The organism is Streptococcus australis, assembly GCF_040226615.1.
Taxonomy (GTDB): domain Bacteria; phylum Bacillota; class Bacilli; order Lactobacillales; family Streptococcaceae; genus Streptococcus; species Streptococcus australis_E.
In genome coordinates this window covers 85,211-111,158 of sequence record NZ_JBCOAT010000003.1, presented here as the reverse complement: position 1 = coordinate 111,158, position 25,948 = coordinate 85,211, and the positions used below count along the sequence as shown (strand labels likewise).

Below are 25,948 nucleotides of genomic sequence, written 5' to 3'. Positions count from 1 at the left end.
GAAACTATTTCCTTTCAAATTTTTAAATAATAGCTTTGCGGGTAACGACGGCAACGCCTTCTGGTGCCCAGACGGCTACTTTGGCTTCTCCATTGACGCGGATCCAGCCGAGTCCAGAGATGACCAGGTCTGTCTTGTCCTTAATGGTAAACTCATGAGAAACCAAGGGTGGGAACTCTTCTTTTTCCTTGCTATTAGGAGGCGTTAGTAAGCCACCGACATGCTTGTCATAAAAGGCGGTTGCTCCTTCGAGCTTGGTTCTGTGAAGCTTAAGTTCGTTGTCAAAGAAGGCGGTGAAGCCTTGCTTTTCTCCCTTGATAAAGTCAAAGCGTCCCAAGCCACCCAAGAAGAGGGTTTGCTCTGGATTGAGCTGATAAGTCTTGGGTTTGATTTCCTTTTTAGGGCTGACATACTTGAGGTTTTTTGCCGTCAAGTAATGAGCCATTTGGTGGCGATGGATAATCCCTGGTGTATCGTAGATATAGGACCCATCGTCCAGTGGAATTTCGATCTTGTCCAGTGTCGTTCCTGGGAAGCGAGAGGTCGTGATAATATCCTTATCCCCAGTGATTTCTTGGATAATCGCATTGATGAGGGTCGATTTCCCAACGTTGGTCACCCCCACCACATAGACGTCACGGCCTTTGCGGTACTGCTCAATCTTTTCCATCAAGTCCTTGATCGCACTCTTGTTTTGGGCAGAGGTGAGAACTACATCGACAGGACGCATGCCTTCTTCGTGGGCCCGCTCCATCAACCAATGGGTCACCTTGCTATCTTTAACAGACTTGGGCAAGATGTCTTTTTTATTTCCTACTAAAAGGACATCATTTCCTGCTACAAAGCGTGGTAGGCCAGGAATGACGGATCCGTTAAAGTCAAAAATATCGACTACATTGACCACGAGAGCATCACTATCTCCTACTTCGTGAAGGAGTTTTAGGAAATCATCATCTGTCAGATGCACATCTGTGATTTCATTGTAGTGACGTAGACGGAAACAGCGTTGGCAATAGACTTCGCCTGTTTCCAAGCCCTTTTCAAGAGCTGATTGGGGAGTATAGCCTAGCCCCTCTTTGTTTTCTGTCTGAATGGGCGCTCCACAGCCAATACAGAATAATTCTTCCATTCTTAAATTCCTTTTTTGTATACAATCGGACCATATTTTTCGGCCATTTGCTTCATGACACGGCGTTCACGCGCCCGGTTGATCTGGGTCTTGATGGAGTCATGCTCGACCAAAGGTTTGACCAAAATCGAGCGAATGCCTGCACGATGGGCAGCCCGGATATCCGTCATCAGTTGATCCCCGACCATGACCACTTCATTTTTCTCATAGTGGAAACGTTTGAGGGCCCGATCAATCCCAAAAGTAAAGGGCTTAAGCGACCAGGCTTCATAGTCAATATCAAATTTCTCAACCGCGCGCTTGACCCGTTTGGGGCTATTATTAGACACCACGATGACCCGAATCCCCCCATCACGAAGGTCATGCAACCACTGGCGCATCTCGGGAGTCCCATCCGGATTATTCCAAGCAATCAAGGTGTTATCCAAATCCACAAGGACCGCCTTAATACCCTGTTTTTTCAAATCTGCAACGGTGAGATCATAGGCTGCTTCCACCGCAAAATCTGGTTTGTAATTTTCGATTGACACGTTTTTCTCCATTTTTTATATTCTCTTCATTGTAGCATAAATAGACGTATTTTGCACTTGCTTCGTTGTCTCCCCTTTGTAAGAGGACCCATTCTATCTCTGTGATATTCCCTAAAATAGACAAAATCGTTACAAAGTTCCAAAAACGTGGTATAGTAGAAGAAAAAAATACGCGGAAGAGTTATGATAACAAAAGAAAAAAAATTGAGGGAGGTCTCACCTCTCCTCCAAAAGATCATTAATTGGTCCTCCATCGTTGGAGCCCTGGCAACCCTTGCTTTCTGTATCTGGGCCTACTTTGCTGGTATTCTCCAATCCAAGGAAACCTTGTCGGCTTTTATTCTCCAAGCAGGTATCTTCGGGCCACCTCTCTTTATCTTTCTTCAGATCCTTCAAACAGTGGTCCCTATTATTCCTGGCGCTCTAACATCTGTTGCTGGTGTCTTTATCTATGGCCACATCATTGGGACCATCTACAACTACATCGGCATCGTCATTGGCTGTGCCATCATCTTCCACCTCGCAAGAATGTACGGGCCTAAATTTGTCCAGTCTATGGTTAACCAGAAGACTTACGATAAGTATATTAATTGGCTCAACGAAGGCAAGCGGTTTGATCGTTTCTTCGTCTTCATGATGATCTGGCCCATCAGTCCAGCGGACTTTCTCTGCATGCTAGCTGGATTAACCAATATGACCTTTAAGCGCTATATGACCATTATTATTCTCTGTAAACCGATTACTCTAGTCATCTACACTTATGGTCTCACCTATATCATCGACTATTTCTGGCAAATGACCTAAAAAAGATGTTGGGCAAACACCCAGCATCTTTTTTTATAGAATTCCTTTTTCTTTTTGAATGATGAAGTCTTTCATAGAGATCAGAAGAACTGCTAACAAAATCATCCCCATCCCTATAAAATCAATCGCATAGAACTGATCGTTCATGATCATATAGGCAAAAAATACAGCGGAAATAGGCTCGATAGAAGCTAATAAACTCCCCTTTACTGCCCCGACCATCGAGGTTCCCTTAAGAAAGACCGTATAAGCAAAGATGGTTCCTAACACAATCAAGCCAAAGAGGGCCCAGAGGTTATCCGAAGAATAGTGTCCTTGAAAGGATACCAAGCCACTAAAAGGAAGCATGAGAATCCCTGGCAAGAGCATGCCTACCCCAATGACCAGCATGCTTCCCCATTTTTTGATTAAATTGAGGGGTAAAATGATATAGAGAGCGTAGGCAAAGGCAGAAAATAGGCCCCAGCCTAGACCCTTGGGCGTAATAGCCAATTGATTCAACTGTCCATGGGTGGCAATCAGGAAGGTCCCCCCAATTGCTAACAGCATAGAAGCAATCTCTGAGACAGTAGGCCCAACGCGATCCTTAATGCAGGTATAGGCTAAAACACCAACCGGGCAAACGTATTGAAGCACTGTTGCAGTTCCAGCATTGGTTTCTGCAATAGCAATCAGATAGGTTAACTGAGTCAATAGCAATCCAAAAAAGGCGAAGAGAATCAAAGAGATATAAGAACTTTTATCCTTAAAAAAGGCAACAAACTTCTCCTTGTCAGACAGATAGGCAAAGAGAAGGAGGACGGCACCTGAAATTAGTAAACGAATATTGGTTAAAACGATAGCCGAAAAACCGTGGGCCATCAAATATTGCCCGCTCACTCCAGAAAGCCCCCAGGCAATTCCAGCAATCACAGTCATCAAGGTTCCTTTGAAAGATGTAGACATGTTGCCTCCCAAAATTAATTAATACGGTACGCTACTTCTTCTCTATTCTATCACAAAAACCAGCCCAAAAGGGCTGATTTTTGTTGGATTTATAAACTATTTTTAATCCTAGATAGAGAAGAACTTACTCTTCTTTTCTTCCTTTTTTCGTCATGCCAAATCCAAGACCAGTCAAGAGGGAGAAGCCAGCAAGACTAGCAAGCCAAGAAGATTGTTCTCCTGTAGCAGGTAACTCGTCTGTTTTCTCTGATGATGGTTTTTCTTTGACGATGAAATCTTTGATTGGTTGTTCTAGATCCTGATGAGATAGGGAATCAACTTGAGGAGTCTGATCTTGCTCTGTTATGAGAGACTCTGGTTGTTCTAGAACCTGATGAGATAGAGGATCAACTTGAGGAGTCTGATCTCGCTCTGTTGTGAGATACTCTGGCTTTTCCAAGATTGCAGGAGCTACAAAAGCACCTTGAACTGGAAGTCGCAGAACGGTAGCCGTTAATGCATCCAGTCGAAGTCCTCTTTCTGTCCAGCTAAGACCTTTTGGATCCGTTAAATTGATAACACCTGCGCGTTCCCCATCCACTAGAACATCTGCATTTCTAAAGCGTTCTAGGTCAGTTCCTAGAGCAAAGTCACGCGCTTTGGTATCTGCATTGACCAACACCAAGTATACTTCCCCATTGCTTGCAGTGATTTGGTAGCCAATCACCTGATCCTCTTCTTCCACACCATTCTCACCTGGAATCGTCAAGAGCTTGACGCGACTCTTCACTTCATCCATATTATCCATCCGGAAGGCATCTGTCGACTTACGAAGCGCAATTAACCCTTTGGTGAAGGCCCGAGAGCGTGTATTCTCTGGATAGAGGTCTCCATTGGTTGCTTTTTCCCAATCAAAGTGGTTGATGGCATCACTTGAGTCATAGGAATCATGGATAAAGTAAGGGTAGTCAAATGGTTTTCCGTTTTCATCGACCAACAAATGAGATTTGTTTGGAATCTTGTCATCGGAAACAGGCGTGCGGTAAGCTGGATCCTTGAACTGCTTGGTCCGACCATATTCTTGACCAGAATGAAGGAAAGGTGTCCCTTGAGCTGTCAAGACAAGCAGATTTCCGAGACGCAAGCGACGATGGATCTCTGCATTATTTGCTGGAATGCTTGGATCCTTCTTGATAGACTGAGCGATAATATCAAAGAGGGTCAAGTTATCATGGGCCGCAATGTATTGGATAACATCACCTGGACTATCTGCCTCAAAGTTGGTTGGTTGTGCGATGAGATTCTTAAAGATAGTCGCAATTTTCCGTTTTCCATTGGTGATAAAGGCAGGTTGCCCCTCATTTGGATAGCCAGATTTTAGATTGTTTCGAACATCATCCGAGAATACTGCAACGGTATCTGTTTTCTTCATCCAGGATTGGTCTGCTGGTTGTACAGGACTGTTTTCATCACCTGTATAGGTCACCCAGCCTTCACCCAACATGATGAGATTTGGATTCAGAGCACGGGCTGCCTTGTAGGCTTCTTCGATAGAGGCTGCATCATGGTCTCCCATCATGTCAAATCGGAAACCATCCACCTTATATGTATCCACTAAATACTTGATCGAATCAACCAAGACCCGTTTGGACATGTAGTGGGTTGTTCCCAAGCGTCCACCACCAAAGCTTGTCCGAGGCGTACCGTCCGCATCCATGAAATGATAGTAATTCGGCTCGATATCCTCAAAGATGTCTACGTTAGCTGTGTGGTTATAGACAACGTCCAGTACCACTCCCATTCCACGTTTGTGGATTTCATTGACCAAATTCTTGAATTCTTCAATCCGTTTTTGAGGATTGCTTGGATCTGTTGAATACATCCCTGACAAGGCGAAGTAGTTCTGTGGATCATAGCCCCAGTTGTAGTTGCTATTGCTTGATGCATACTCTAACAAGCGCTCGCTATTTTTTAATTCATTGACATGGTAATAAGACAGAACTGGTAAGAGTTGAACGTGCGTTACACCAAGATCTTTGAGGTAATCCAATTTTTCAACAAAGGAAGCAAAGGTCCCAAACTGGCTCTTAAGCTCTGACGCCAAAGCCGGATCAGAAGTGAAGTCGCGGACATGGGCTTCATAGATGATGGCATCTTCCCGTTTCTTGAAGTTTGGAATGGACGCATAGGTTAAGTCACTCGGACCTAATTTACTTGGATCTACAAAGGCTGCTTTAGCTACCTTATGGACATCATCTGTCTTGGCCAATTCACTGTTCCAAGCTGCTAACGATTTGGCATAAGGATCAAGGACTGTGAAGGTTTTCCCTTGGCGTTCAATTTCATACTGGTAGAAATAGCCCGTATAATCTTGGATATCCAGTCCTGAATCAGCAGAAAGGGTCTGCTTCCAAGTACCTCTCTCCCCTTTTTCTAAAGCCACACGACCAACTAGTTTTTCAGAATCATTCTTATCATAGACGACAACAGATACTTTATCTGCACTTGGTGACCAGAGGGTGAGATCCACTTTTTTCCCAGCTTCATGAAGATGAGCTCCGAGAGTTCCATCATAGCTATAAGCTTCATCCTTGAGGCGCCAGTTCATTTTGGTTGTGAAGCGGTCATTGTCGTATTGTACGGTATAGGATTGATCAACCTGAGAGAAATCCCCTGTATAGGTTACTTTCTTCCCTGCTTCATCTAAAAGAAGGTCCGAGATGGTAACTGAATTGCCCTGAGCATCCGTGATCTTGGTCCGCTTGAGCAACTCCTCTTTTTGTGCTCCTGCCAAGGTCGAGAAGCTGGCTTCAATTTTTTCTTTTCCGACATGTTGGGCACCTGTCATACGGATATCGTTGACATAGTATGGGTTAGTGTAAACAGTCGGATCATCGTCCCGTAAGAAAATCTGGCTATGGTTCTTCAAATCAGCAAATTTATAATCTTCTTGTCGAATTTTCACATCGTCTCCAGACTTGCTCTCGTCCAATAATAAGAAACCAAATTCTTTTGCAGCTTCCTTTAGGGGGATATCGATGTAACGACCATATTTCCCTGTCGCTGTAAAATCTGTCCCATCCGGCCAAGCAGCACTGCTCGGATTCTCTACATCTCCCCAATACCAGAGAGATTTTTTGTCATAGTTGCCATCTGTCCGGTAATAATTCACTCTGACAGTCCCCTCTGCTTGAGGCTGATAAGAATAGACTTTAAATTTGTCGTCCAACCAAGCTTCATTCATTTTTGGCGAGAGCAATTCAATGGACTTGTCGCCAGTGATATTGTCCCCTTTAACATTGTTGATAAGGAAGCTAATCTTCTTAGCCTGCTCATTTTTGAGCTTGACATCTAGGTAATAGCCGTAGTCATCCGTCTTAGCGTCCTTAAAGGATTGGGCACCTGTCGGCCAGTTTTCCGATGGTTTTTCAACATCATCCCAGGTCCAAAGACCTTGAGTTTCCTTGTTTTCTTCCGGTAACTTTTTCACGTGAATCCGGATAGTCTGATCAGCAATCGGCTCTTCTGCCTTCTCAGCCTTAGGAGATGCCACCTCTTCAGTGAGTGCGCTTACATTTTCGGGCGCTGTGACACTTTCATCCGCCACTTTTGGGGTTTCACTTGTCTCAGTGGTCGCAGCTGGTTTCACATCAGATGAAGAACTAACCTCTTTATTAAAAGGGGCTTTCACCACTTCTGAGGCTTGTGCAGAGGGGGTTATCCCTTCATCCGCACTGACCGGACTAGCAAAGGCTGTTAATAAAGCCAAGCTCGTCGCAATCGCCACCGAACCAACGCCATTTTTCAATCGACGAATCGCATAGACCACTTGTTTATCGCCTGTAACAGAAGGTTTCTGTTTCATAAATGTCTCCTTAAAATAATTAGTGTTCTACCAGTATAGCATGTAAAAATTATTTATGCAAGCGTTTTCGTAATTTATACTATCTTTTTATATTGTTCTCCCTCATTAAAAAAACCAGCCCAAATGGACTGGTTTCATACTATAAGTTTAGTACATTACGGCTCAACTAAAATCTTGATTTGAGATTTATCTTGCGTCAATTCAACAAAGCCATCTTGAATAATATTTTCCAATTTGATTTTCTTGGTAACCAATTTTTCAGCAGAGAAGTAGCCTTGTTCCATCAATTCCAATACTTTAGGGAAGATGTGGCGATAAGCGATAATCCCTTTGAGGGTCTTTTCTTGAATAGCGAATTCATTTGGATTGATGCTCGCTTCGCGTTCCCAGATAGATACGACCATACATTCCCCAGCTTTATGAACAGCTGCCAAGGCTTGACCTAAAACAACTGGAACTCCAGTCACTTCATAAGAAACATCTGCTCCACCACCTGTTAAACGATGGATGGCTTCGACTATTGTTTCTCCTTCTTCTGGACGAACCACAATGGCACCCAATTCTTCAGCCTTAGCTTGGCGTTCCGGAGACAATTCAACTGCATAAATTTTTGAAGCACCAGCCGCACGAAGGGCTTCAACAATCAAAAGACCGATTGGACCCAAGCCAAAGATAACGGCTGTATCCCCAGTTTTCAATGCAGATTGACGAACGGCATAAACAGCAACAGCTGCAGGTTCTGTAAGAGCCGCTTGTTCATAGCTCAAGCTATCTGGAATCACATGCACAAGATCACCATCAAGCACACAATACTTCGCAAAACCACCATCTGCTGCTAAACCAACAAAGTTCAAGTTTGGATCAAGGTTGTAGTCACCGATTAAGTTATGTTTTGCCAAAATCGGTTCAATCGTCACACGATCCCCAACTTTGACACGAGTCACATCGCTTCCAACCTCAACAATTTCTCCAGCAAACTCGTGACCAAGGGTAACGGGTGCTTTTTGACCAGAATAAACATGCTCTTCTGTTGGAATGAAGATTGGCCCATCCAAGTATTCATGCAAGTCTGTTCCACAGATTCCCGTGAATTTGACCGCAACCTTTACTTGATGAGGTTGTACTTTAGGGACTTCCACTTCCTCGATACGAACGTCCTTCTTGCCATGCCAGCGGGCAGCTTTCATTGTTTCCATATGATTCTCCTATTTTTCCATGAATTGCAATTCCCTTTCAGGAAACCCGACAAGCCTATTGTAAACCTTTTCACAAACTTTGTCAAGAAGAAATAGACGGTTAATATCTTAATTATCAGTCCGAGATGACTCTAATTTCCAACCGACAATCCAGCCCAGTACAAGAAGATAATTTTCAAAAGCTCCAATAGCATTTACTGGCAAATGATAGTTGAGATAAGCAAATAAATGATTGGTCCCAATCCCAAGCCCACCAATGATCAAGGCCAATAGTACCGTTCGAAGATAGAACCAATCATATTTGAGATTGACAGCAATGAGAATCACAAGAACTGCCACATTCCAAATCCCAATCTCTCGCTGCCAACCGACAGAAACACCATATCCCGAATGACTTCCCATATAGGATGGAAAGAATAGCTGAAAAATAATGGCTCCAGACATGGCGATGATAACTAGGACAAATAAGGCTCTTAAAAATTTGTTCATGCAACTTCTCCTAATGCTAGTTGATATGTAATGGTCTTTCCTATTCTAACACAATTTTATGGATAGAAAAAACCAACCTCTCGGCTAGTTTTTCTCTATTACTCTTCTTTCAACTTCGCCAATTCTTGTGCAAGTAACTTGAGGGCTACTTGTGGGTTGGCTTGGCCTTTGGTTGCTTTCATGAGGAAGCCGGTAAAGGCCTTGTCCGCATTCCGCTTCCCTGACTTGAAGTCAGCTACGGCTGCTTCATTGTCTGCGAAGACTTGGTGGATGATAGGGATCAAGACTTCCGGATCTGAAATCTGTACCAATCCAGCTTTTTCGACGTATTCACGCGCACCGCCACCGTTTTTCGCTAAGTGAACGAAGACTTTCTTAGCAATCTTAGATGAGATGGTTCCATCTTCGATGATGGCAATCATTTCAACCAAGTTTTCTGGTGTCAATTGGATTTCTTCAAGCGTTTTGCCTTCTGCATTCAAGAATTGTGCGACTTCACCTTGGAGCCAGTTAGACACTTGTTTAGCATCTCCGCCAAGGGCTACCGCTGCTTCAAAGAAGTCAGAAGTGACTTTCGTCGCTGTCAATTGGTTGGCATCATAGTCAGACAAGCCAAGCTCCGCCACGTAGCGAGCACGGCGATCTTTTGGAAACTCTGGCAACTCCGTACGCATTTCCTCGATCCACTCATCTGAGATTTCAAACAAGGGAAGGTCTGGTTCTGGGAAGTAACGGTAATCCGCCGCCCCTTCTTTGACACGCATAAGAATCGTGCTCTTGTTGGCCTCATCATAACGTCGTGTTTCTTGACGAATGACACCACCTGAACGCAAAATTTTTGCTTGACGCTCCACTTCGTATTCAAGACCTTTACGGACGTTTGAGAAGGAGTTCAAGTTTTTCAACTCAGTCTTGGTACCAAATTCCTCTTGACCGTATGGACGAAGGGAAATGTTGGCATCCACCCGCATCGATCCTTCTTCCATCTTGACGTCTGAAATACCTGTGTATTGGATGACTTCTTTGAGAGCTGTCAAATAAGCATAAGCTTCTTCTGGAGAACGCATATCTGCTTCAGAGACGATCTCAATCAGTGGCACCCCTTGACGGTTGAGGTCTACATAAGAGAAGCCGTCTGTTCCGTGAGTGTTCTTACCAGCATCTTCTTCCAAGTGGGCCCGTTCAATCCCGATTTTCTTAGTTGAGCCGTCTTCTAATTGCACTTCAATCCAACCGTTGTAACCGATTGGCTCGTCAAATTGTGAAATTTGGTAGGCCTTTGGATTATCAGGGTAGAAATAGTTCTTACGGTCAAAGTGCATGTGCTGATGGATATCCATATTCAGCGCCAAAGCAGCCTTGATACCAGCATCCACAACACCCTTGTTCAAGACAGGAAGCACCCCTGGGAAAGACCAGTCGATCACATTGGTATTGGCATTTTGCTCGTTCCCAAAGTGAGCAGAGGTTGGTGAGAAAATTTTTGAGTTTGTATTCAATTCAACGTGGACTTCAAGTCCGATGACTGTTTCAAAGTTCATTAATTGTCACCTCCGAAAATAAGGGGTTGTTGCTTGTGGTAATCCGTCGTTGCTTCAAAGGCAGCTGCAGCTTGGTAGATGGTCTCTTCCGAATACTTCGGACCAATCAACTGCAAACCAACTGGAAGACCTTGAGCAAATCCTGCAGGAATCGAAATTCCTGGAAGACCTGCCAAGTTAACTGGAATGGTCAACAAGTCCGCCAAGTACATAGCAACCGGATCATGGTTGAGCGAATCCAAATCAAAGGCCACGCTTGGAGCTGTAGGACCAAGGATGAGATCGTAATCCGCAAAGACTTTTTCGAAGTCTTGGATAATAAGTGTCCGGACTTGACCGGCTTTCTTGTAGTAAGCATCGTAGTAACCAGATGACAAACTGAAGGTTCCCAGCATGATCCGACGTTTGACTTCATCACCAAAGCCTTGGCTACGAGTGTTCACGTAGATGTCATCCAAGTTCTTGGCATCTTCCGCACGGAAACCATAACGAATCCCGTCAAAACGTTGCAAGTTTGAAGAAGCTTCAGATGAAGCGATGATGTAGTAGACAGCAACCCCGTATTTAGAATGAGGCAGGCTGACTTCTTCGACAGTTGCTCCCAATTTTTCAAAGTGCTTAGCTGCATTAAGAATCGTTTCTTTGACTTCAGGGTCAATTCCTTCCCCAAGGTATTCTTTCGGAAGGGCAATCTTCATACCCTTGATGTCTTGACCAATCTTAGAAGTAAAGTCTGCTACACGAACAGGTGCAGAAGTCGAATCCTTGTCATCTGCACTGGCAATCACATTAAGCAATTGCGCATTTTCCTTAACGGTTGGAGCAAACGGTCCAATTTGGTCGAGTGAGCTACCAAAGGCAATGAGACCGAAACGAGAAACTGTTCCATAGGTTGGCTTGAGTCCAACAATCCCATTGAAGGCAGCAGGCTGGCGAATAGAACCACCTGTATCTGAACCAAGAGATAAACGGACTTGCCCTGAAGCTACAGCTGCGGCAGAACCACTTGAAGATCCACCAGGCACCTTGCTATGGTCCCAAGCATTCTTGGTTGGCCCATAGTAGGAAGTCTCACCAGATCCACCCATGGCAAATTCATCCATGTTGGTTTTTCCGACAACAATCATACCTTTAGCTTTGGCGTTAGCAACTGCTGTCGCATCAAAGATAGGCTCGTAGTTGTAGAGCATTTTTGATGCCGCAGTCGTCAAGATGCCATCTGTTGAGATATTGTCTTTGACAGCGAGTGGAATCCCTGATAGAAGATTATCTGCATCGATTCCTTTTTCATCAATGGCCTTGGCTTGTGCAAGGGCTGCTTCTTCAGCCACCGTCACAAAGGCATTGACTGCTTCTTCACGCGCCTTGATATCGTCAAGTGTCGCTTGAGTCAATTCTGTTGCTGAAATTTCCTTAGAGACAAGGAGGTCGTGCAACTCTTCAATGGTTTTATGGTTGAATGACATTAGGCATCTCCTCCATCTTCTAGGATAGCTGGCACCTTGATGTAGTAATTGTCTTTTTCAGGTACATTTTTAAACAAACGGTCGCGGTCAGTGCCTTTTTCAGCGACATCCGGACGCAATACGGTCTTACGATCTGCCATGGTTGTTGTTGGGGCCACACCGGTTGTGTCCACTTCTTCCAACAATTCCACCATATCAACAATCTTCGATAAGGTTGTCGCAAACTCAGCTGTCTCTTCTGGAGAGAATTTCAATTTTGAAAGATTGGCAACGTGGGTTACCTCTTCTTGCGTAATTTTCATCTTGCTTCCTTTCGTGAAATGATGATTTTTCAATACCCTCTATTTTACCATATTTTTAGTATTTATGCGGTAGTTTGGCAAGAAAATAGAGTCCGAGGAAGGGGAGGCACTAGGCCTTTCTCCTCGAACTCTAATCTTACAATTCTTCTAATTGTTCATTCACCAGTTTTGCTCCTAAAACATGTTTGAAATGATTTAAAGCAAACTGGTGATTTTCAGGAGTAAGCGACGCCACTGCAGGCGCGACCACTTCGATCTGATAGCCTAGATTATAGGCATCCACTGCTGTATGGAGGACACAAATGTCCGTTAAAACTCCCGTTAAAATAACGGTATCTACGCCACGTTCCCGGAGGCGGATATCCAAGTCCGTTCCTGAAAAAGCAGAATAATGACGCTTGTCCATCCAAAAGACGCGTGGATCCGCTTTGTGCTCCCGATAAAAATTGGCTAAGGGGCCGTACAAATCCCGTCCACTAGTCCCAATAATATTATGGGGTGGGAAGAGCTTGCTTTCTGGATGAAAGGGATCGTCTATATCATGTGCATCAATAGCAAAAAAGACGTAGGCACCTTGGTCAAAGGCCAGCTTGGTCACCTGGGCAATACTCTCAGAAATGGCTTGGGCAGGGGCTCCTGCCGTTAACTTACCTTCATCCGCTACAAAATCAACGGTGTAGTCAATCGAAATTAACGCTTTAGTCATTAGTAATCTCTTTTCTTAATTTCTTCAAAAATATCTGGGATCAAGACTTTGAGGTAGGTTCCCTTCATCCCAAGAGAGCGGCTTTCAATAATACCGGCCGACTCCAGTTTCCGAAGTGCATTGACAATCACAGAGCGGGTAATACCAATCCGATCCGCAATCACGGAAGCAGTTAACTGACCTTCATTTCCCTTCAATTCACCAAGGATAGCAGAAACTGCCCGTAATTCTGAATAAGACAAAGTGTTTACAGCCATATTGACTGCAGTCCGGCGACGAATATTTTTCTCATCTTCCTCTCGTTGGAAGTTCAACATTTGAATCCCAACAACGGTACTAGCAATCTCAACCAAAATCAAATCATCATCCGCAAATTCCTTATCATTGCGCCAAATAATCAAAGACCCCAAACGAATCCCAGATACATGGATGGGAGCAATGGTCGTCAAGCCTTCTGGAAAATCAGACTTTGTCTCTACTGGAAAGATACTTAAATCGTGATCTACATCTAAATTCGCCTCTGTATCATAGACTAAACTGGCCGCTTTCGCATAATCTTCAGGTAATTTTTTATTGTCAAAAAAAGCCTCAACCCGGTCATTATTGGTTTTATAGCGCATGAAATAACCTAGAAGAGTTCCCTTGCTATTAATAATACAAGCGTTACAATGAATGATATCAGCCAGTTGACGGGCAATTGCATTATAAGGCATTTCATCTTGCAACTGTTCTTCAGAACGCTTCAAGATAGACGTAATTTTTCTTGTTTTTTCTAATAATTTAGCCATAATAAACCTCGCATATAGTCAGCTAAAGTATATCATATAAGAGGGGGAATTTCAATCGAATTATCTGAAAATTATTTATTTTTTCTACAATTATATGCAATTCAGAAAAATTAGCCTTACGTAACAAAATATTCGCTGGATTCATTCAAAAAAGAAACCGCCTATTAGCGATTTCTCTTACACTTATCGTTTGTATTGTTTTAAGAAACGGGTCATCTTCTCTTGTATTTGAGCCAATTCTTCCACTCGTGGAAGGTAAACAATCCGGAAATGATCTGGTTCTTTCCAGTTGAATCCACGTCCGTGAACCAAGAGAACCTTTTCTTGTTTCAAGAAATTCAAGACAAACTGCTCATCATCATCCACTCGGTACATCTCGCGATCAATCTTAGGGAAGATATAGAGACCAGCTTTTGGTTTGACAGCTGAAAGTCCTGGAATATCATTGATGGCCTTGTAGATAAAGTTCCGTTGTTCGTAAATTCTACCACCTGGGAGCAAGAGTTCATCCACTGACTGGTAGCCTCCCAAAGAAGTCTGTACCACTTGTTGGGCCAAGACGTTTGAACACAGGCGCATATTAGAAAGCATGTTCAAACCTTCGATATAGCCCTTCACGTGGTGTTTTGGTCCAGACAAGACCATCCAGCCGACACGGAAGCCCGCAATGCGGTGTGATTTGGACAAACCGTTCATGCTGACACAGAACAAATCTGGCGCGAGACTAGCAATGGCTGTGTGTTTAGCTCCATCCATGACCAAGCGATCATAGATTTCATCTGCAAAGATAATCAAGCCATGTTGGCGAGCAATCTCGACAATTTCCAACAACACCTCATCTGGATAAAGAGCTCCAGTCGGGTTGTTAGGGTTGATCACGACGATAGCCTTGGTGTTCGATGTGATTTTTGACTTGATATCATCAATATCAGGATACCACTCAGCCTCCTCATCACAGACATAGTGCACTGCATTACCACCTGCTAGGCTGACCGCTGCTGTCCAAAGAGGATAGTCTGGCATTGGTACAAGTACTTCATCCCCATTATCCAGCAAGCCTTGCATAGACATCACGATTAGCTCACTAACACCATTTCCGATATAGATATCATCAATCTCAACATTCGGAATCTTTTTCAATTGGCTATACTGCATAATGGCCTTACGAGCAGAAAAAATTCCTTTTGAATCCGAATACCCTTCACTATCCCGAGCATTCATAATCAAATCATGAATGACTTCGTCGGGAGCCGTGAACCCAAATTCAGCCGGATTTCCTGTATTTAAGCGAAGGATTTTCTCCCCGTTTGCCCGCATGCGCATCGCTTCTTCTAAGACTGGACCACGAATATCGTAAGCAACGTGCTCTAGCTTGACGGACTTATTGTATTCTTTCATGATTTTTTCCTCACTTTATCAAACTGCTTCCATTATACCACTAGTTAATCTGGAGTACAACTGAGCAACCTCTTTCATTCTCAATGAAATCCTATAGATATCTGATTTGACCTTTACTTTCTATGGTAAAAGGTTTAAAATATAATTATAGGTAACATAAATGGGTTCTTCCATTTCTTTTCACGTTTTCAAGCAGTAAAGGAGGACGGAACATGTCTCAAAAATACGAAAACATCATGGTTGCAGTTGATGGATCTCGCGAAGCTGAACTCGCTTTTGAGAAAGGGGTCAATGTTGCGTTGCGAAACGGATCAAAGCTTACTCTCGCTCATGTCGTTGATACACGTGCCTTACAAAGTGTCTCTAGCTTTGATGCCGAGGTGTATGAAGGATTCCAAACAGAAGCTAATGAACTTTTGGAAGGTTATATCAAACGTGCAAAAGAAGCCGGTGTCCAAAACATTGCTTCGGTGATTGAAATGGGGAATCCAAAAGTCCTCTTAGCGACTGATATCCCAGAAGAAGAGGGAGTTGACCTCATCATGGTTGGGGCAACTGGTCTCAATGCTTTTGAACGTTTACTAGTCGGATCTTCATCTGAATACATTCTCCGCCATGCCAAAGTCGATTTGTTAGTGGTTCGTGAGACAGAAAAGACCCTATAAGCTTTATAAAAACCAAAAGGTGTGAAGGAAAACGAATTTCCTCACACCTTTTTATTTTCTTCCGATTCTGCTGTTTTTTCAGAGCAGTGTTTTTGATAAGCTTTGACTTGCCGTTCCAACTCTTTTTGAATGGCTGGCTCAGGTGCATACTTTTCTTCCCAGTCGTCCGGTTTTAAAATTTTATGCGTGACTTCATCAAAGTGAGCCTGACCATCTGGGAAAATCTTCCCCATGTTTGCGCGGTGTACAATCTCAAAGACCTCTTCAGGATCGACCCCCATTAGAACAAAACTACCATAAGTCAGATAGAGCGTATCAATCAAGGCATCGACCTGCCCCACCATGGAGATCTCAGCTGGATGCTTGCTACGAACCTTATTGGCTGCCTCATCTAGGGCTTGATGCAAGCTTTCGATTGAACGATCAAAGGTTGCTTCATCCTTGCTCGCTGCCCGAATAAATTCAACCAATTCCTCCTGCTTAAACATGGTTCGGTAAAGAGCCTCTTGATTGTCCCAGGCCTTTGGTTCTTCCTGAGTTTGACCATCCATGAGTTGATGGAAGGCTTTGACCTTATTAAAGTGATCGTCGCGACTAACAAACAGTGACTGATCCGTGATAATGCCAAAATGTTCCAGCGCTTTTTGGATCCCGTCTTTGGTATTACTGGTCGTCGTATGCTGAGCTACTTCTTTGACCCTGCTGGTTCCATTGCCCATCGCAATCGATAAGCCAACACCCGAGAGCATTTCCAAGTCATTATCTGAATCTCCAAAGGCCATCACCTGGTCCATTGAAAATCCAAATTCTTCTCCTACGATCCGAATCCCTTCCAATTTTGAGTTGTCTGGATTGATAACGTCCGCCGCAAAGGGGCTGGAACGCGTAAATTTTAATTCAGGAAAAGCTTGCTCAACTTTTTGAGTGTCTTTAGGACTAGCTAATAAGAGAACCTGATAAACCGGTCCTTGGGCAATTTGTAGCAGTTGCTTTTGATCCTGAGGGACAGCCTTGCTAACCACCTTGTTGAAGCCCTGACTCACTGCCTTCGAAAAGCCTTTTGGTACAAATCGTGCAGACCATAGAGAAATCGGACTCAGACCAAAACTCATAATGCGAGAGCCTTCAACTCCATCTTCTGTCCCTAAGGCGATTTCGATGCGATGTTTTTTTGCGTAGTCAATTAAGTCATGCAGATTCTTCTTATCAATTGGAGAAGCAGATAAGACCTTATCCTTGGTAAAAATATACTGACCATTATAGGTAACCGCAAAATCAAAGTCATAGCGCTCTATAAAAGGACGGACAAAGAATGGTCCGCGCCCCGTTGCCAAACCAACAAAAATTCCTTGTTCCTTTAAGGCGCGAATGGCTTTTTCAGTTGACTTCAAGACCATTCGACTATCATTGACCAAAGTTCCGTCAATGTCAAAAAAGACCGCTTTTATTTCCATGATAACTGCTTTCTTTCCTTTTTATGATACAATAAATTATAACACACATTCCAAGGAGACACACATGATTAAGAAAATTTTGGCCCTTCATACAGGAGGGACCATCTCCATGCAGGCGGATGCCTCTGGAGCTGTCGTGACCAATTCATCCAATCCTATGAACCATGTTGATCTGTCACTGGCAGGAATTGAGCTTACTTCAGAAGATTTTTTAAATCTACCTAGCCCTCATGTAACTCCTCAGCATATGTTGCAGCTCTATCATAAGATTCAGAAAGAGGCTTCCCAGTATGATGGGATTGTCATTACCCATGGTACCGATACTCTTGAAGAAACAGCCTACTTCTTAGATACCATGGACTTGCCAACCATTTCGGTAGTCCTGACAGGAGCCATGAGAAGCTCCAATGAATTAGGAAGCGACGGCGTCTATAACTATCTGACTGCCATCCGAGTGGCAGCAGATCCCAAGTCACAAGACAAGGGTGTCTTAGTCGTGATGAATGATGAAGTCCATGCAGCCAAGTACGTGACCAAAACCCATACCACCAATGTCAGTACTTTTCAAACACCAACTCACGGTCCTCTAGGCTTGGTCATGAAAAAAGAAGTTCTCTATTTCAAAACAGCTGAACCTCGTGTTCGATTTGATTTGCAAGAGATTAAGGGAGTCGTCCCCATTGTTTCCGCCTATGCTGGCATGAAGACTGACCTTCTTGATATGCTAAATGTCCGACAAATGGATGGCTTAATTATCGAAGCCTTTGGAGCAGGAAATCTTCCTAGGGAGGTTGCGGAAAAACTCTTTGAATTTCAGGAAGCCGGTCTTCCCATTGCTTTAGTTTCTCGTTGCTTCAATGGGATTGCGGAACCAGTTTATGCCTACGACGGTGGCGGAGTTCAACTTCACCAACATGGCATCTTCTTTGTCAAAGAGCTCAATGCCGCCAAGGCTCGGCTAAAACTCTTGATCGCAATCAATGCTGGCTTAAAAGATAAAGAATTAAGAGATTATATGGAAGGTTAAAATAAGAATAGAAGGCGTGATGGTTGATACATCCGCCTTTTGAATTTAAAAATAGCTTTGATGGACTGAGATAATGACTGACAAAATAAATTTCAACATGGTTCGCATAGCTAGGACCTCTTTTCTGTTTTTTACGATTATAGGTCCACAAACTTAAAAAAAGATAAAAAGAGAGTGGGACAGAAATCGGTAATTCGTTAGAATTCGATTTCGTCGTCCCACCTCCGCACAATTGAGTAGGGCTGTAAAAGCTGATGAAATGCCCACTCAACCACTGCGTGTTGCTCGACAATCCAAAGACAATTGAGAGGCTAGGACTTTTGTCCCAGCCTCTTTTTCTTATCACTTCTTAATCCAGGTGTTCTTTCTGTTCCAAATGTAGAGACAGACAGTGCCAGTCTGGATGCTCTCGCCAATTAGGAGTTGTCACCACTTGAACAGCTACCTTTCGCGCTTCCTCTAAAATCGGATAATCTTCAATGAGGTTGGCCACTTGAAATTCTGGTATACCTGATTGACGCGTTCCAAAGATTTCTCCAGAGCCTCGTAGCTTGAGGTCTTCTTCTGCCAAGACAAACCCATTGGTTGTTTCGGTCATGATTTTCATTCGACGCTTGCCTGATTCTGTTTTAGGATTGGCAACTAATACTGCGTAAGACTGCTTATCACCACGTCCTACCCGACCTCTCAGCTGGTGCAATTGGCTCAATCCAAAGCGGTCTGCATCCATGATAATCATGACGGTGGCATTGGGAACATTAACTCCAACCTCGATAACAGTTGTAGAAACTAGTAAGTCAATTTCTCCTCGCTTAAAGGCCTGCATAATGGCCTCTTTTTCTTCCCCCTTCATCTTACCATGGAGGAGGGCAATACGGGCACGATCCCCGAAGTAAGCAATCAATTCTTCCTCTAAGGCAATAGCGTTTTTGAGGTCCAAGGCTTCAGATTCTTCAATCAAAGGAGAAATAACATAGGCTTGGGAACCTTTTTGAATTTCTTTAACCAACCAGTCCAAAACCAAGTTTAACTGTTGGTGCTTGACCCATCGGGTGATGATTTCTTTTCGACCAGCTGGCATTTGGTCGATGATGGAAACATCCATATCTCCAAAAGCAGTGATTGCCAGGGTCCGAGGAATTGGGGTCGCTGTCATCATCAAGACATCAGGATTTTGGCCCTTTTCACGCAGGATCCGTCTTTGGGCCACACCAAAGCGGTGCTGCTCATCAATAATGACCAAGCCTAAATCATGAAAATGAACTCCTTCTTGAATCAAGGCATGGGTTCCCACAATCAGGTCTACTTGACCTGTCTTAATCAACTCCAACCGTTCTCGTCTCTCCGCAGCTTTTAGACTTCCTGTCAAAAGAAGGATTCTAAGATTAGGAAAAAGAGAGGTCAAACTTTGTAAATGCTGCTCGGCCAAAATTTCTGTCGGTACCATCAAAGCTGCTTGCTTGCCAGCTGTCACAGCAGCATACATGGCTAGTCCAGCAACGACAGTTTTTCCACTTCCAACATCCCCTTGCAAGAGACGATTCATATGGTAAGGAGAGCACATATCTGTAAGAATTTCCTTCAGGCTTCTCTCCTGGGCCTCTGTCAAAGCAAAGGGAAGACTGGCTTGAAGAGCTTTTAACTTCTTCTCATCCCAATCCAGTACGATTCCCTGCCCGACAGAACGATTTTCTTCCTTCAAGACCTGCAGTTGCAATTGGAAAAAGAGCAGTTCTTCAAATTTCACTCGTCTCAGGGCCTGCTTGTATTCCTTAAGATCCTTGGGAAAATGCATAGCCCTGACCGCTTGTCTGCGAGAAAGCAACTGATACTTGTCCATTAGGACTTGGGGTAAATTTTCTTCTAATAGTTGGTCCAAGCCTGCTTCAAAAGCTGTTTTGATAACCTTCACTAGAGCAGACTGACTCACCCCTTGAGCCAAGCGGTAGACCGGTTGAAGGTCATCTTCGACTTGCGCGAGTAGCTTCATCCCTGTCAAGGCTCCCTTGGCCTTGTCCCATTTACCAAAGACAGCCACCGTTTGCCCCAGTTCAATCTTGTCCGCTAGATAGGGCTGGTTAAAGAAACTAACTGCTAACACCAGCTCCCCTTGTTTAATGGTGAAGCGAAGACGGTTGCGTTTGTAGCCGTAATATTGAACATTGGCTGGAGTTGCGACAAGTCCAGAAACGACCGCTTTTTCTCCATCTTCCAAGTCTAAAACATTTTTTGATTTAAAATCTTCATATCGAAATGGAAAGTAGAGCAAGAGATCTTCAACCGTTTCGATTCCCAATTTCTTGTATTTCTCTGCTGATTTTGGTCCAATTCCTGGTAAGACAGAGAGTGGTTGGTGTAAGTTCATTCATTCCTCCTAGATAAGAAAGGAGGCTGGGACCTCCGTCATCAACCTCTTTCATCTCGAACTTTTTATGAAAGGAAGCTAGGAAAACTTAAACAGCTTACTTCCCACTGACTTCCTTTGTTGGACGATAAACTCTTGGTACGCGATCGCTCAAGACACAAACCACCTCATAGTTGATCGTGCCTCTATAGGCTGCTACATCCGTTGCCGTGATAGCTAGATTACCATCCGATCCGATCAATACCACCTTGGTCCCAATCGGATAGGCCTTGGGTAGGCGAATGGTGATTTGGTCCATGGATACGCGACCGACAATTGGACAGAATTGACCATCAATAAGGACATGAAAACCTTGCATATCTCTAGTCCAGCCATCTGCATAGCCAATCGGAATCGTCCCAATCCACTCTTCCTCAGTAGTCTGATAGGTCGCTCCATAGCCAACTGTCTGCCCCACCTCTAGTGGCTTGACATGCACCAATTCTGTTTCCAAACTTAAAGCAGGACGGATATTGTAAGGTAGTTCTAACTCTCTTCCACTTGGATTGAGGCCATACATGACATCGCCCAGTCGGACAGCATTAAAAATGGTATCAGCATGCCATAAAGTCGTTGCTGAATTGCTAGCATGAACGATTTTCGGAGTAAAGGGCAAGAGCTCCAGTAAGCTCTTAAATCGTTGCAATTGGTTTTGAAAATGGCGGTCATCTTTCTCATCAGCTGTTGCAAAATGAGTAAAGATCCCTTCCACTTCTGCTCCATGGTCTCTTAATAAAATCATGGCTTCTTGCAGGTCTTCTGCTGAACGGAAACCAATTCGTCCCATTCCTGAATCCACTTTTATATGAACCTTCAACCCACTCAAATCAGTCTTTTTAGCTAACAAAGCTTTCAACCACTCGAGACTAGCCACTGTATAGCGAATTCCCTCTTTGATGGCGATCGCAACGTGTTCCACTGGTGCAACACCCAAAATTAAAATCGGCTTTTCACCTGCTACTTGGCGAACTTCCAAGGCTTCATCTAGGTTGGAGACACAAAAAGCATCTACTAGTGGCAATAAACGTTCTACCACTGGGACAACCCCATGGCCGTAGGCATTAGCCTTGACAACTGCAAAAGTCAAGGTCTCTTTCCGAATATGGGCTTGTATTTGTTGAACATTATAGGCAATAGCCTCTACATCCACATATGCTCGCGTTGGTCTATGTATACTAGCTTTCATTTCTTTCCTCCAAAATGACACTGGTCGAAACTAAATCGCCTGAGTGACTAATCGATACCCAAATCTTTCCACTAAAAGGAGCTTTTGAAAAATAGGGCGCTCCTTTTTGATTGGTTAGAATTTCCAAATCCTGAAATCCTACTGGACCAATTCCTGTTCCCCAAGCCTTGGAAAAGGCTTCTTTGGCAGACCATCGACCTGCCAGGTACTCCATTTTCCGTTTTCCAGATAATTGGTCGAACCGTTCTCGTTCCGTCTCTGTCAATACCTTGGAAGCAAATCTCGGATGTCTCTGGTAGGCTTGTTCAATGGATTGGATCGATTCGATATCTATCCCATGTCCAACAATCATATCTTTTCCTCTTTAATGATTCTCTATCAGCAACTCTATTTAAGAAGGAAAGGGCTGAGAATGTTTTCTCCAGCCCTCTCCTCTTATTCAGCTACATACTGATAAATTTCTCGTACTAAGCTTTCTGTCTTTTCCCAACCCAAGCATGGGTCTGTGATCGATTGACCAAATACTTCTGGTTGATCTTGACGACCGTCCTCTATATAAGATTCAATCATAAATCCACGGACAACATCATGGATAATTGGATTCCAGCTACGATTTGTAAGGGTTTCTCTGACAATGCGAATCTGCTCAGCAAATTTTTTCCCTGAATTATCATGATTGGTATCAACCAGGATAAATGGATGTTGCAATCCCAAGGCTTGGTAGCGATGCGCAGCTTCTAACAGATCTTCATAGTGGTAGTTTGGAATATTTTTCCCATTCGCATCTAAGGCCCCACGCAGAATAGCGTGTCCGAATGGATTTCCGCTTGTCTCCACAGAACGACCATTATAGAAGAAATTATGCCCATGCTGTGCAGCATAAATCGCATTAAACATGACAGACAGATTTCCAGATGTCGGATTTTTCAATCCAGTTGGGACTGAAATTCCACTCGCTACAAATCGATGGCCTTGATCTTCTACAGAACGTGCCCCAATAGCAACATAGGAAAGTAAATCCTCAACAAATGGGTAGGTCTCTGGATACAACAATTCGTCTGCTGTTGTCAATCCGGTTTCTGTAATCACTCGATGATGCAAGCGACGAACAGCCTTTAAACCAGCTACAAAACTTGGTTCTGAAGCAGTATCAGGCTGATGCATCAAGCCTTTATAGCCATCACCATTGGTCCGAGGCTTAGCAGTATAGACCCGCATCACAATGAAGACCCGATCTTTGACTTCTTCTTGAAGGGCCGCAAGTCGACGAGCATATTCCATCACCGCTTCCTCATTATCTGATGAGCATGGTCCCATCACAAGCAAGATCCGCTTGTCTTCCCCCTTTAAAATAGAGGTTAGTTCACGATCACGCGCTTCTTTGCGAGCCAAATGTTCCCCTTCTAAGCGATAAAGAGAAGTCACCGTTGTTTCATCAATGATTGGGCTAGTAGCTGTAAAAGACATAGGTAAATCCTTTCATACGATTAGAGTTTTTTACCGTGACAGTTTTTAAATTTCTTACCAGATCCACATGGACAAATATCATTGCGTTTGATTTGACTCAAATCAAGATCTTCTGGTAAATCAGTTTTTTGAGCGGCAATGTTGCGAGTCGCTGTCGTTGAAATACTGTGTTCTGTACGTGGACGCTCTTGTTCATGAATTTGAGCTTTCATCATCAAACGAGTCACATCAAACTCGATAGAACCAATCATATCGTTGAACATACGGAATCCTTCAGATTGGTATTCAACTACAGGATTGTTTTGTGCATAGCCACGAAGACCGACAGCATTACGCAATTGATCTAAAGCATCGATATGATCGGTCCATTTGCTATCCACAACACGAAGGATCAAGACCTTTTGGAATTCTCTGACTGCTTCTTCATCACGTAGTTTCGCTACTTGGTTTTCATAAACCTCTTCAGCGCGTTTATACAAGTAATCAATCACATCTTTATCCGATTTGCCTTCAATATCGCTCTCTGAAATCGTATCTTCAGGGACCAAATTGTATTTGGCAAAGTTCAGAATAGCTTCGATCCGTTCTTCCTTGCTTGAGTGACTTGCTCCTTCAACGATCCGTTTAATGGTCCGTTTGATCATGGCCTTGATTTCTGGAGCTAAATCACGATCCGCTGTAATAACATCATAGCGTTGAGAGTAGATAATCTCGCGTTGTTCCCGCATAACATCATCATACTGAAGGACTTGCTTACGAGTGTCATAGTTGTTCCCTTCCACTCGTTTTTGAGCTGCTTCAACTTGGCGTGTAAACATGTTGGATCTGATAACAGATTCTTCTTCGCTTAGTTTGAAACGGTCTAGTAAGGCCTTGATGCGCTCTGAACCGAAACGACGCATCAACTCATCTTCAAGAGAAAGGTAGAATTGAGATTCACCTGGATCTCCTTGACGTCCAGAACGTCCACGCAACTGGTTATCAATACGACGGCTTTCATGACGCTCTGTACCAATGACACAAAGTCCACCGAGTTCACGAACTCCTTCGCCGAGCTTGATATCGGTACCACGTCCGGCCATGTTGGTCGCGATCGTAACGGCACCACGTTGACCAGCGTTCATGATGATTTGTGCTTCTTTGTAGTGGTTTTTCGCATTCAAGACTTCGTGAGGAACGCCCGCTTCAACCAAGAGACTAGATAGGTAGTCACTGGTTTCAACGGCAACGGTACCCACCAAGACTGGTTGTCCTTTTTCATAGCGAGCTTTTACATCTTCTACTACAGCTTTAAACTTCGATTTCAAGCTTGGGTAGAGAAGGTCTGGATGGTCGATACGAGCAATCGGACGGTTAGTTGGAATTGGAATAACGCGAATGTTGTAGATTTCACGGAATTCTTCTTCTTCTGTCTTACCAGTACCTGTCATCCCTGAAAGTTTCTTGTACATCCGGAACAAGTTTTGGTAAGTAATAGAAGCGGATGTTTTGGTTTCTTCTTGTACTGGTACACCTTCTTTAGCCTCAATCGCTTGGTGCAAGCCGTCTGAATAACGACGACCTTCCATGGTACGACCTGTAAATTGATCGACGATCAAGATTTCTTGATCCTCACTGACCACATAGTCGATATCCAAAATCATGATGTAGTTGGCACGGAGGGCATTGTCAATGTAGTGTGTCAAAGCAACATTTTCAATGTCATACAAGTTTTCAAGCTTAAAGTAGCTTTCAGCCTTATCAATCCCAGAATCTGACAAACCAATGGTTTTTGAAGGGACATCAATAATGTAGTCTTCTTCCTCCAAAGATTTCACAAAGGCATCCGCCATGTGATAAAGTTGGCTAGTTTCTGTAGAAGTCTGACCTGAGACAATCAATGGCGTACGGGCTTCATCGATTAAGATGGAGTCTACCTCATCGACCAAGGCGTAGTTTAAAGGACGTTGTACCATGTTTTCAGCACGAACAACCATGTTATCACGCAAGTAGTCGAAACCGATTTCCGCGTTGGTTGAATAGGTGATATCACAAGCGTAAGCTTCTTGTTTTTCAGACGGTGATTTCGCAGCCAAGTTAATCCCAACTGAAAGACCTAGCCATGAGTACAATTCCCCCATCTCTGTCGCGTCACGTTCTGTCAGGTATTCGTTGACAGTGACAACGTGAACTCCTTTACCAGATAGGGCATTCAAATATACCGGCATGGTCGCAGTCAAGGTTTTCCCTTCCCCTGTACGCATTTCTGGAACGTCACCATGGTGAAGAACAATCCCACCCATGACCTGTACTTTATAAGGGAACAAGCCCAAGACACGCTTGGCACCTTCGCGAACTACCGCAAAAGCTTCATAGAGGAGATCATCCAATGATTCGCCATCTTGATAGCGTTGCTTGAACTCTTCTGTTTTCGCTTTCAGTTCATCATCTGACAAGGCAGCCATTTTATCTTCGTATGAGAAGACCTTGTCTGCCATCTTTTCCAATCGTCTTAATTCACCTTTATCATTTTCGATAATTGTTTTTAATAAATTAGCCATTAGTTTCCTTACTTTTCAAATTTCTTAAATTTTAAACGTTCTTTTTATTATAGCATTTTTTAAATAT

21 protein-coding genes are annotated in these 25,948 nt (G+C 43.6%); 3 read left to right on the top strand and 18 right to left on the bottom strand.

Annotation, left to right across the window (positions count from 1 at the left end):
* Positions 1 to 22: 22 nt before the first annotated feature.
* Both yqeH and ABT997_RS04300 read right to left on the bottom strand, forming a co-directional pair.
* On the bottom strand, positions 23 to 1,129 hold the full coding sequence (yqeH, locus tag ABT997_RS04305) for a ribosome biogenesis GTPase YqeH (RefSeq protein WP_049472983.1): 1,107 nt from the start codon (positions 1,127 to 1,129) through the stop codon (positions 23 to 25).
* A 2-nt stretch (positions 1,130 to 1,131) separates the two neighbouring features.
* Positions 1,132 to 1,659: a YqeG family HAD IIIA-type phosphatase gene (locus ABT997_RS04300; protein ID WP_045759146.1), complete on the bottom strand. Its 528-nt coding sequence runs from the start codon at positions 1,657 to 1,659 to the stop codon at positions 1,132 to 1,134.
* Between the two features lie 183 nt (positions 1,660 to 1,842).
* Between ABT997_RS04300 and ABT997_RS04295 the strand changes: the two genes are divergently transcribed.
* A complete protein-coding gene (locus ABT997_RS04295; RefSeq protein ID WP_350018834.1) occupies positions 1,843 to 2,463 on the top strand; it encodes a TVP38/TMEM64 family protein in 621 nt (206 codons plus the stop codon).
* A 33-nt stretch (positions 2,464 to 2,496) separates the two neighbouring features.
* Here the strand turns inward: ABT997_RS04295 and ABT997_RS04290 are convergent, their stop codons facing one another.
* The 10 genes from ABT997_RS04290 to ABT997_RS04245 all read right to left on the bottom strand — a co-directional run bounded on the left by ABT997_RS04290 (position 2,497) and on the right by ABT997_RS04245 (position 15,138).
* Positions 2,497 to 3,408: a DMT family transporter gene (locus tag ABT997_RS04290; RefSeq protein WP_350018833.1), complete on the bottom strand. Its 912-nt coding sequence runs from the start codon at positions 3,406 to 3,408 to the stop codon at positions 2,497 to 2,499.
* A 124-nt stretch (positions 3,409 to 3,532) separates the two neighbouring features.
* Positions 3,533 to 7,252 carry a pullulanase gene (locus ABT997_RS04285; RefSeq protein ID WP_350018832.1) on the bottom strand — a complete coding sequence of 1,240 codons (3,720 nt, stop codon included), beginning with the start codon at positions 7,250 to 7,252 and terminating at the stop codon, positions 3,533 to 3,535.
* A 155-nt stretch (positions 7,253 to 7,407) separates the two neighbouring features.
* Positions 7,408 to 8,448: a 2,3-butanediol dehydrogenase gene (locus ABT997_RS04280; protein ID WP_350018831.1), complete on the bottom strand. Its 1,041-nt coding sequence runs from the start codon at positions 8,446 to 8,448 to the stop codon at positions 7,408 to 7,410.
* A gap of 108 nt (positions 8,449 to 8,556) precedes the next feature.
* Positions 8,557 to 8,937 carry a hypothetical protein gene (locus tag ABT997_RS04275; protein ID WP_009731562.1) on the bottom strand — a complete coding sequence of 127 codons (381 nt, stop codon included), beginning with the start codon at positions 8,935 to 8,937 and terminating at the stop codon, positions 8,557 to 8,559.
* A gap of 98 nt (positions 8,938 to 9,035) precedes the next feature.
* Entirely contained in the window at positions 9,036 to 10,478 is a 1,443-nt protein-coding gene (gene gatB / locus ABT997_RS04270; protein ID WP_003005611.1) for an Asp-tRNA(Asn)/Glu-tRNA(Gln) amidotransferase subunit GatB, read from the bottom strand.
* Entirely contained in the window at positions 10,478 to 11,944 is a 1,467-nt protein-coding gene (gatA, locus tag ABT997_RS04265) for an Asp-tRNA(Asn)/Glu-tRNA(Gln) amidotransferase subunit GatA (RefSeq protein ID WP_126404748.1), read from the bottom strand. The genes gatB and gatA overlap by 1 nt, the downstream gene beginning before the upstream one ends.
* A complete protein-coding gene (gene gatC, locus ABT997_RS04260) occupies positions 11,944 to 12,246 on the bottom strand; it encodes an Asp-tRNA(Asn)/Glu-tRNA(Gln) amidotransferase subunit GatC (RefSeq protein ID WP_002884769.1) in 303 nt (100 codons plus the stop codon). The genes gatA and gatC overlap by 1 nt, the downstream gene beginning before the upstream one ends.
* A gap of 136 nt (positions 12,247 to 12,382) precedes the next feature.
* Positions 12,383 to 12,952, bottom strand: a complete 570-nt coding sequence (locus ABT997_RS04255; RefSeq protein ID WP_350018830.1) for a cysteine hydrolase family protein — start codon at positions 12,950 to 12,952, stop codon at positions 12,383 to 12,385.
* Positions 12,952 to 13,740 (bottom strand): GTP-sensing pleiotropic transcriptional regulator CodY, encoded by a 789-nt coding sequence (gene codY, locus ABT997_RS04250; protein WP_006595706.1) that lies wholly within the window; start codon positions 13,738 to 13,740, stop codon positions 12,952 to 12,954. Before codY ends, ABT997_RS04255 begins: the two co-directional genes overlap by 1 nt.
* Before the next feature lie 183 nt (positions 13,741 to 13,923).
* Positions 13,924 to 15,138, bottom strand: a complete 1,215-nt coding sequence (locus ABT997_RS04245; RefSeq protein WP_126404751.1) for a pyridoxal phosphate-dependent aminotransferase — start codon at positions 15,136 to 15,138, stop codon at positions 13,924 to 13,926.
* A gap of 212 nt (positions 15,139 to 15,350) precedes the next feature.
* On the opposite strand from ABT997_RS04245, the gene ABT997_RS04240 reads away from it, so the two are divergent.
* Complete coding sequence (locus ABT997_RS04240; protein ID WP_048716469.1) at positions 15,351 to 15,803, top strand: universal stress protein; 453 nt, start codon at positions 15,351 to 15,353, stop codon at positions 15,801 to 15,803.
* A gap of 41 nt (positions 15,804 to 15,844) precedes the next feature.
* Here ABT997_RS04240 and ABT997_RS04235 read toward each other — a convergent pair whose 3' ends face one another.
* The gene (locus ABT997_RS04235) at positions 15,845 to 17,257 is read right to left on the bottom strand and encodes a Cof-type HAD-IIB family hydrolase (protein ID WP_350018829.1); all 1,413 of its coding nucleotides are present in this window, start codon (positions 17,255 to 17,257) and stop codon (positions 15,845 to 15,847) included.
* Between the two features lie 64 nt (positions 17,258 to 17,321).
* Here ABT997_RS04235 and ABT997_RS04230 point away from each other — a divergent pair, with 64 nt between their 5' ends.
* Positions 17,322 to 18,284 (top strand): asparaginase, encoded by a 963-nt coding sequence (locus tag ABT997_RS04230; protein WP_350018828.1) that lies wholly within the window; start codon positions 17,322 to 17,324, stop codon positions 18,282 to 18,284.
* Positions 18,285 to 18,633: 349 nt separating this feature from the next.
* Here ABT997_RS04230 and recG read toward each other — a convergent pair whose 3' ends face one another.
* The 5 genes from recG to secA all read right to left on the bottom strand — a co-directional run bounded on the left by recG (position 18,634) and on the right by secA (position 25,881).
* Positions 18,634 to 20,649, bottom strand: coding sequence for an ATP-dependent DNA helicase RecG (gene recG / locus ABT997_RS04225; protein ID WP_350018827.1), 2,016 nt, complete (start codon positions 20,647 to 20,649; stop codon positions 18,634 to 18,636).
* Positions 20,650 to 20,746: 97 nt separating this feature from the next.
* Positions 20,747 to 21,874 carry an alanine racemase gene (gene alr / locus ABT997_RS04220; protein ID WP_350018826.1) on the bottom strand — a complete coding sequence of 376 codons (1,128 nt, stop codon included), beginning with the start codon at positions 21,872 to 21,874 and terminating at the stop codon, positions 20,747 to 20,749.
* Positions 21,864 to 22,226: a holo-ACP synthase gene (gene acpS / locus ABT997_RS04215; RefSeq protein ID WP_006595699.1), complete on the bottom strand. Its 363-nt coding sequence runs from the start codon at positions 22,224 to 22,226 to the stop codon at positions 21,864 to 21,866. Before acpS ends, alr begins: the two co-directional genes overlap by 11 nt.
* Positions 22,227 to 22,309: 83 nt before the next feature.
* Positions 22,310 to 23,341 carry a 3-deoxy-7-phosphoheptulonate synthase gene (locus tag ABT997_RS04210; RefSeq protein WP_350018825.1) on the bottom strand — a complete coding sequence of 344 codons (1,032 nt, stop codon included), beginning with the start codon at positions 23,339 to 23,341 and terminating at the stop codon, positions 22,310 to 22,312.
* Positions 23,342 to 23,361: 20 nt separating this feature from the next.
* On the bottom strand, positions 23,362 to 25,881 hold the full coding sequence (secA, locus tag ABT997_RS04205; protein ID WP_350018824.1) for a preprotein translocase subunit SecA: 2,520 nt from the start codon (positions 25,879 to 25,881) through the stop codon (positions 23,362 to 23,364).
* Positions 25,882 to 25,948 lie beyond the last annotated feature (67 nt).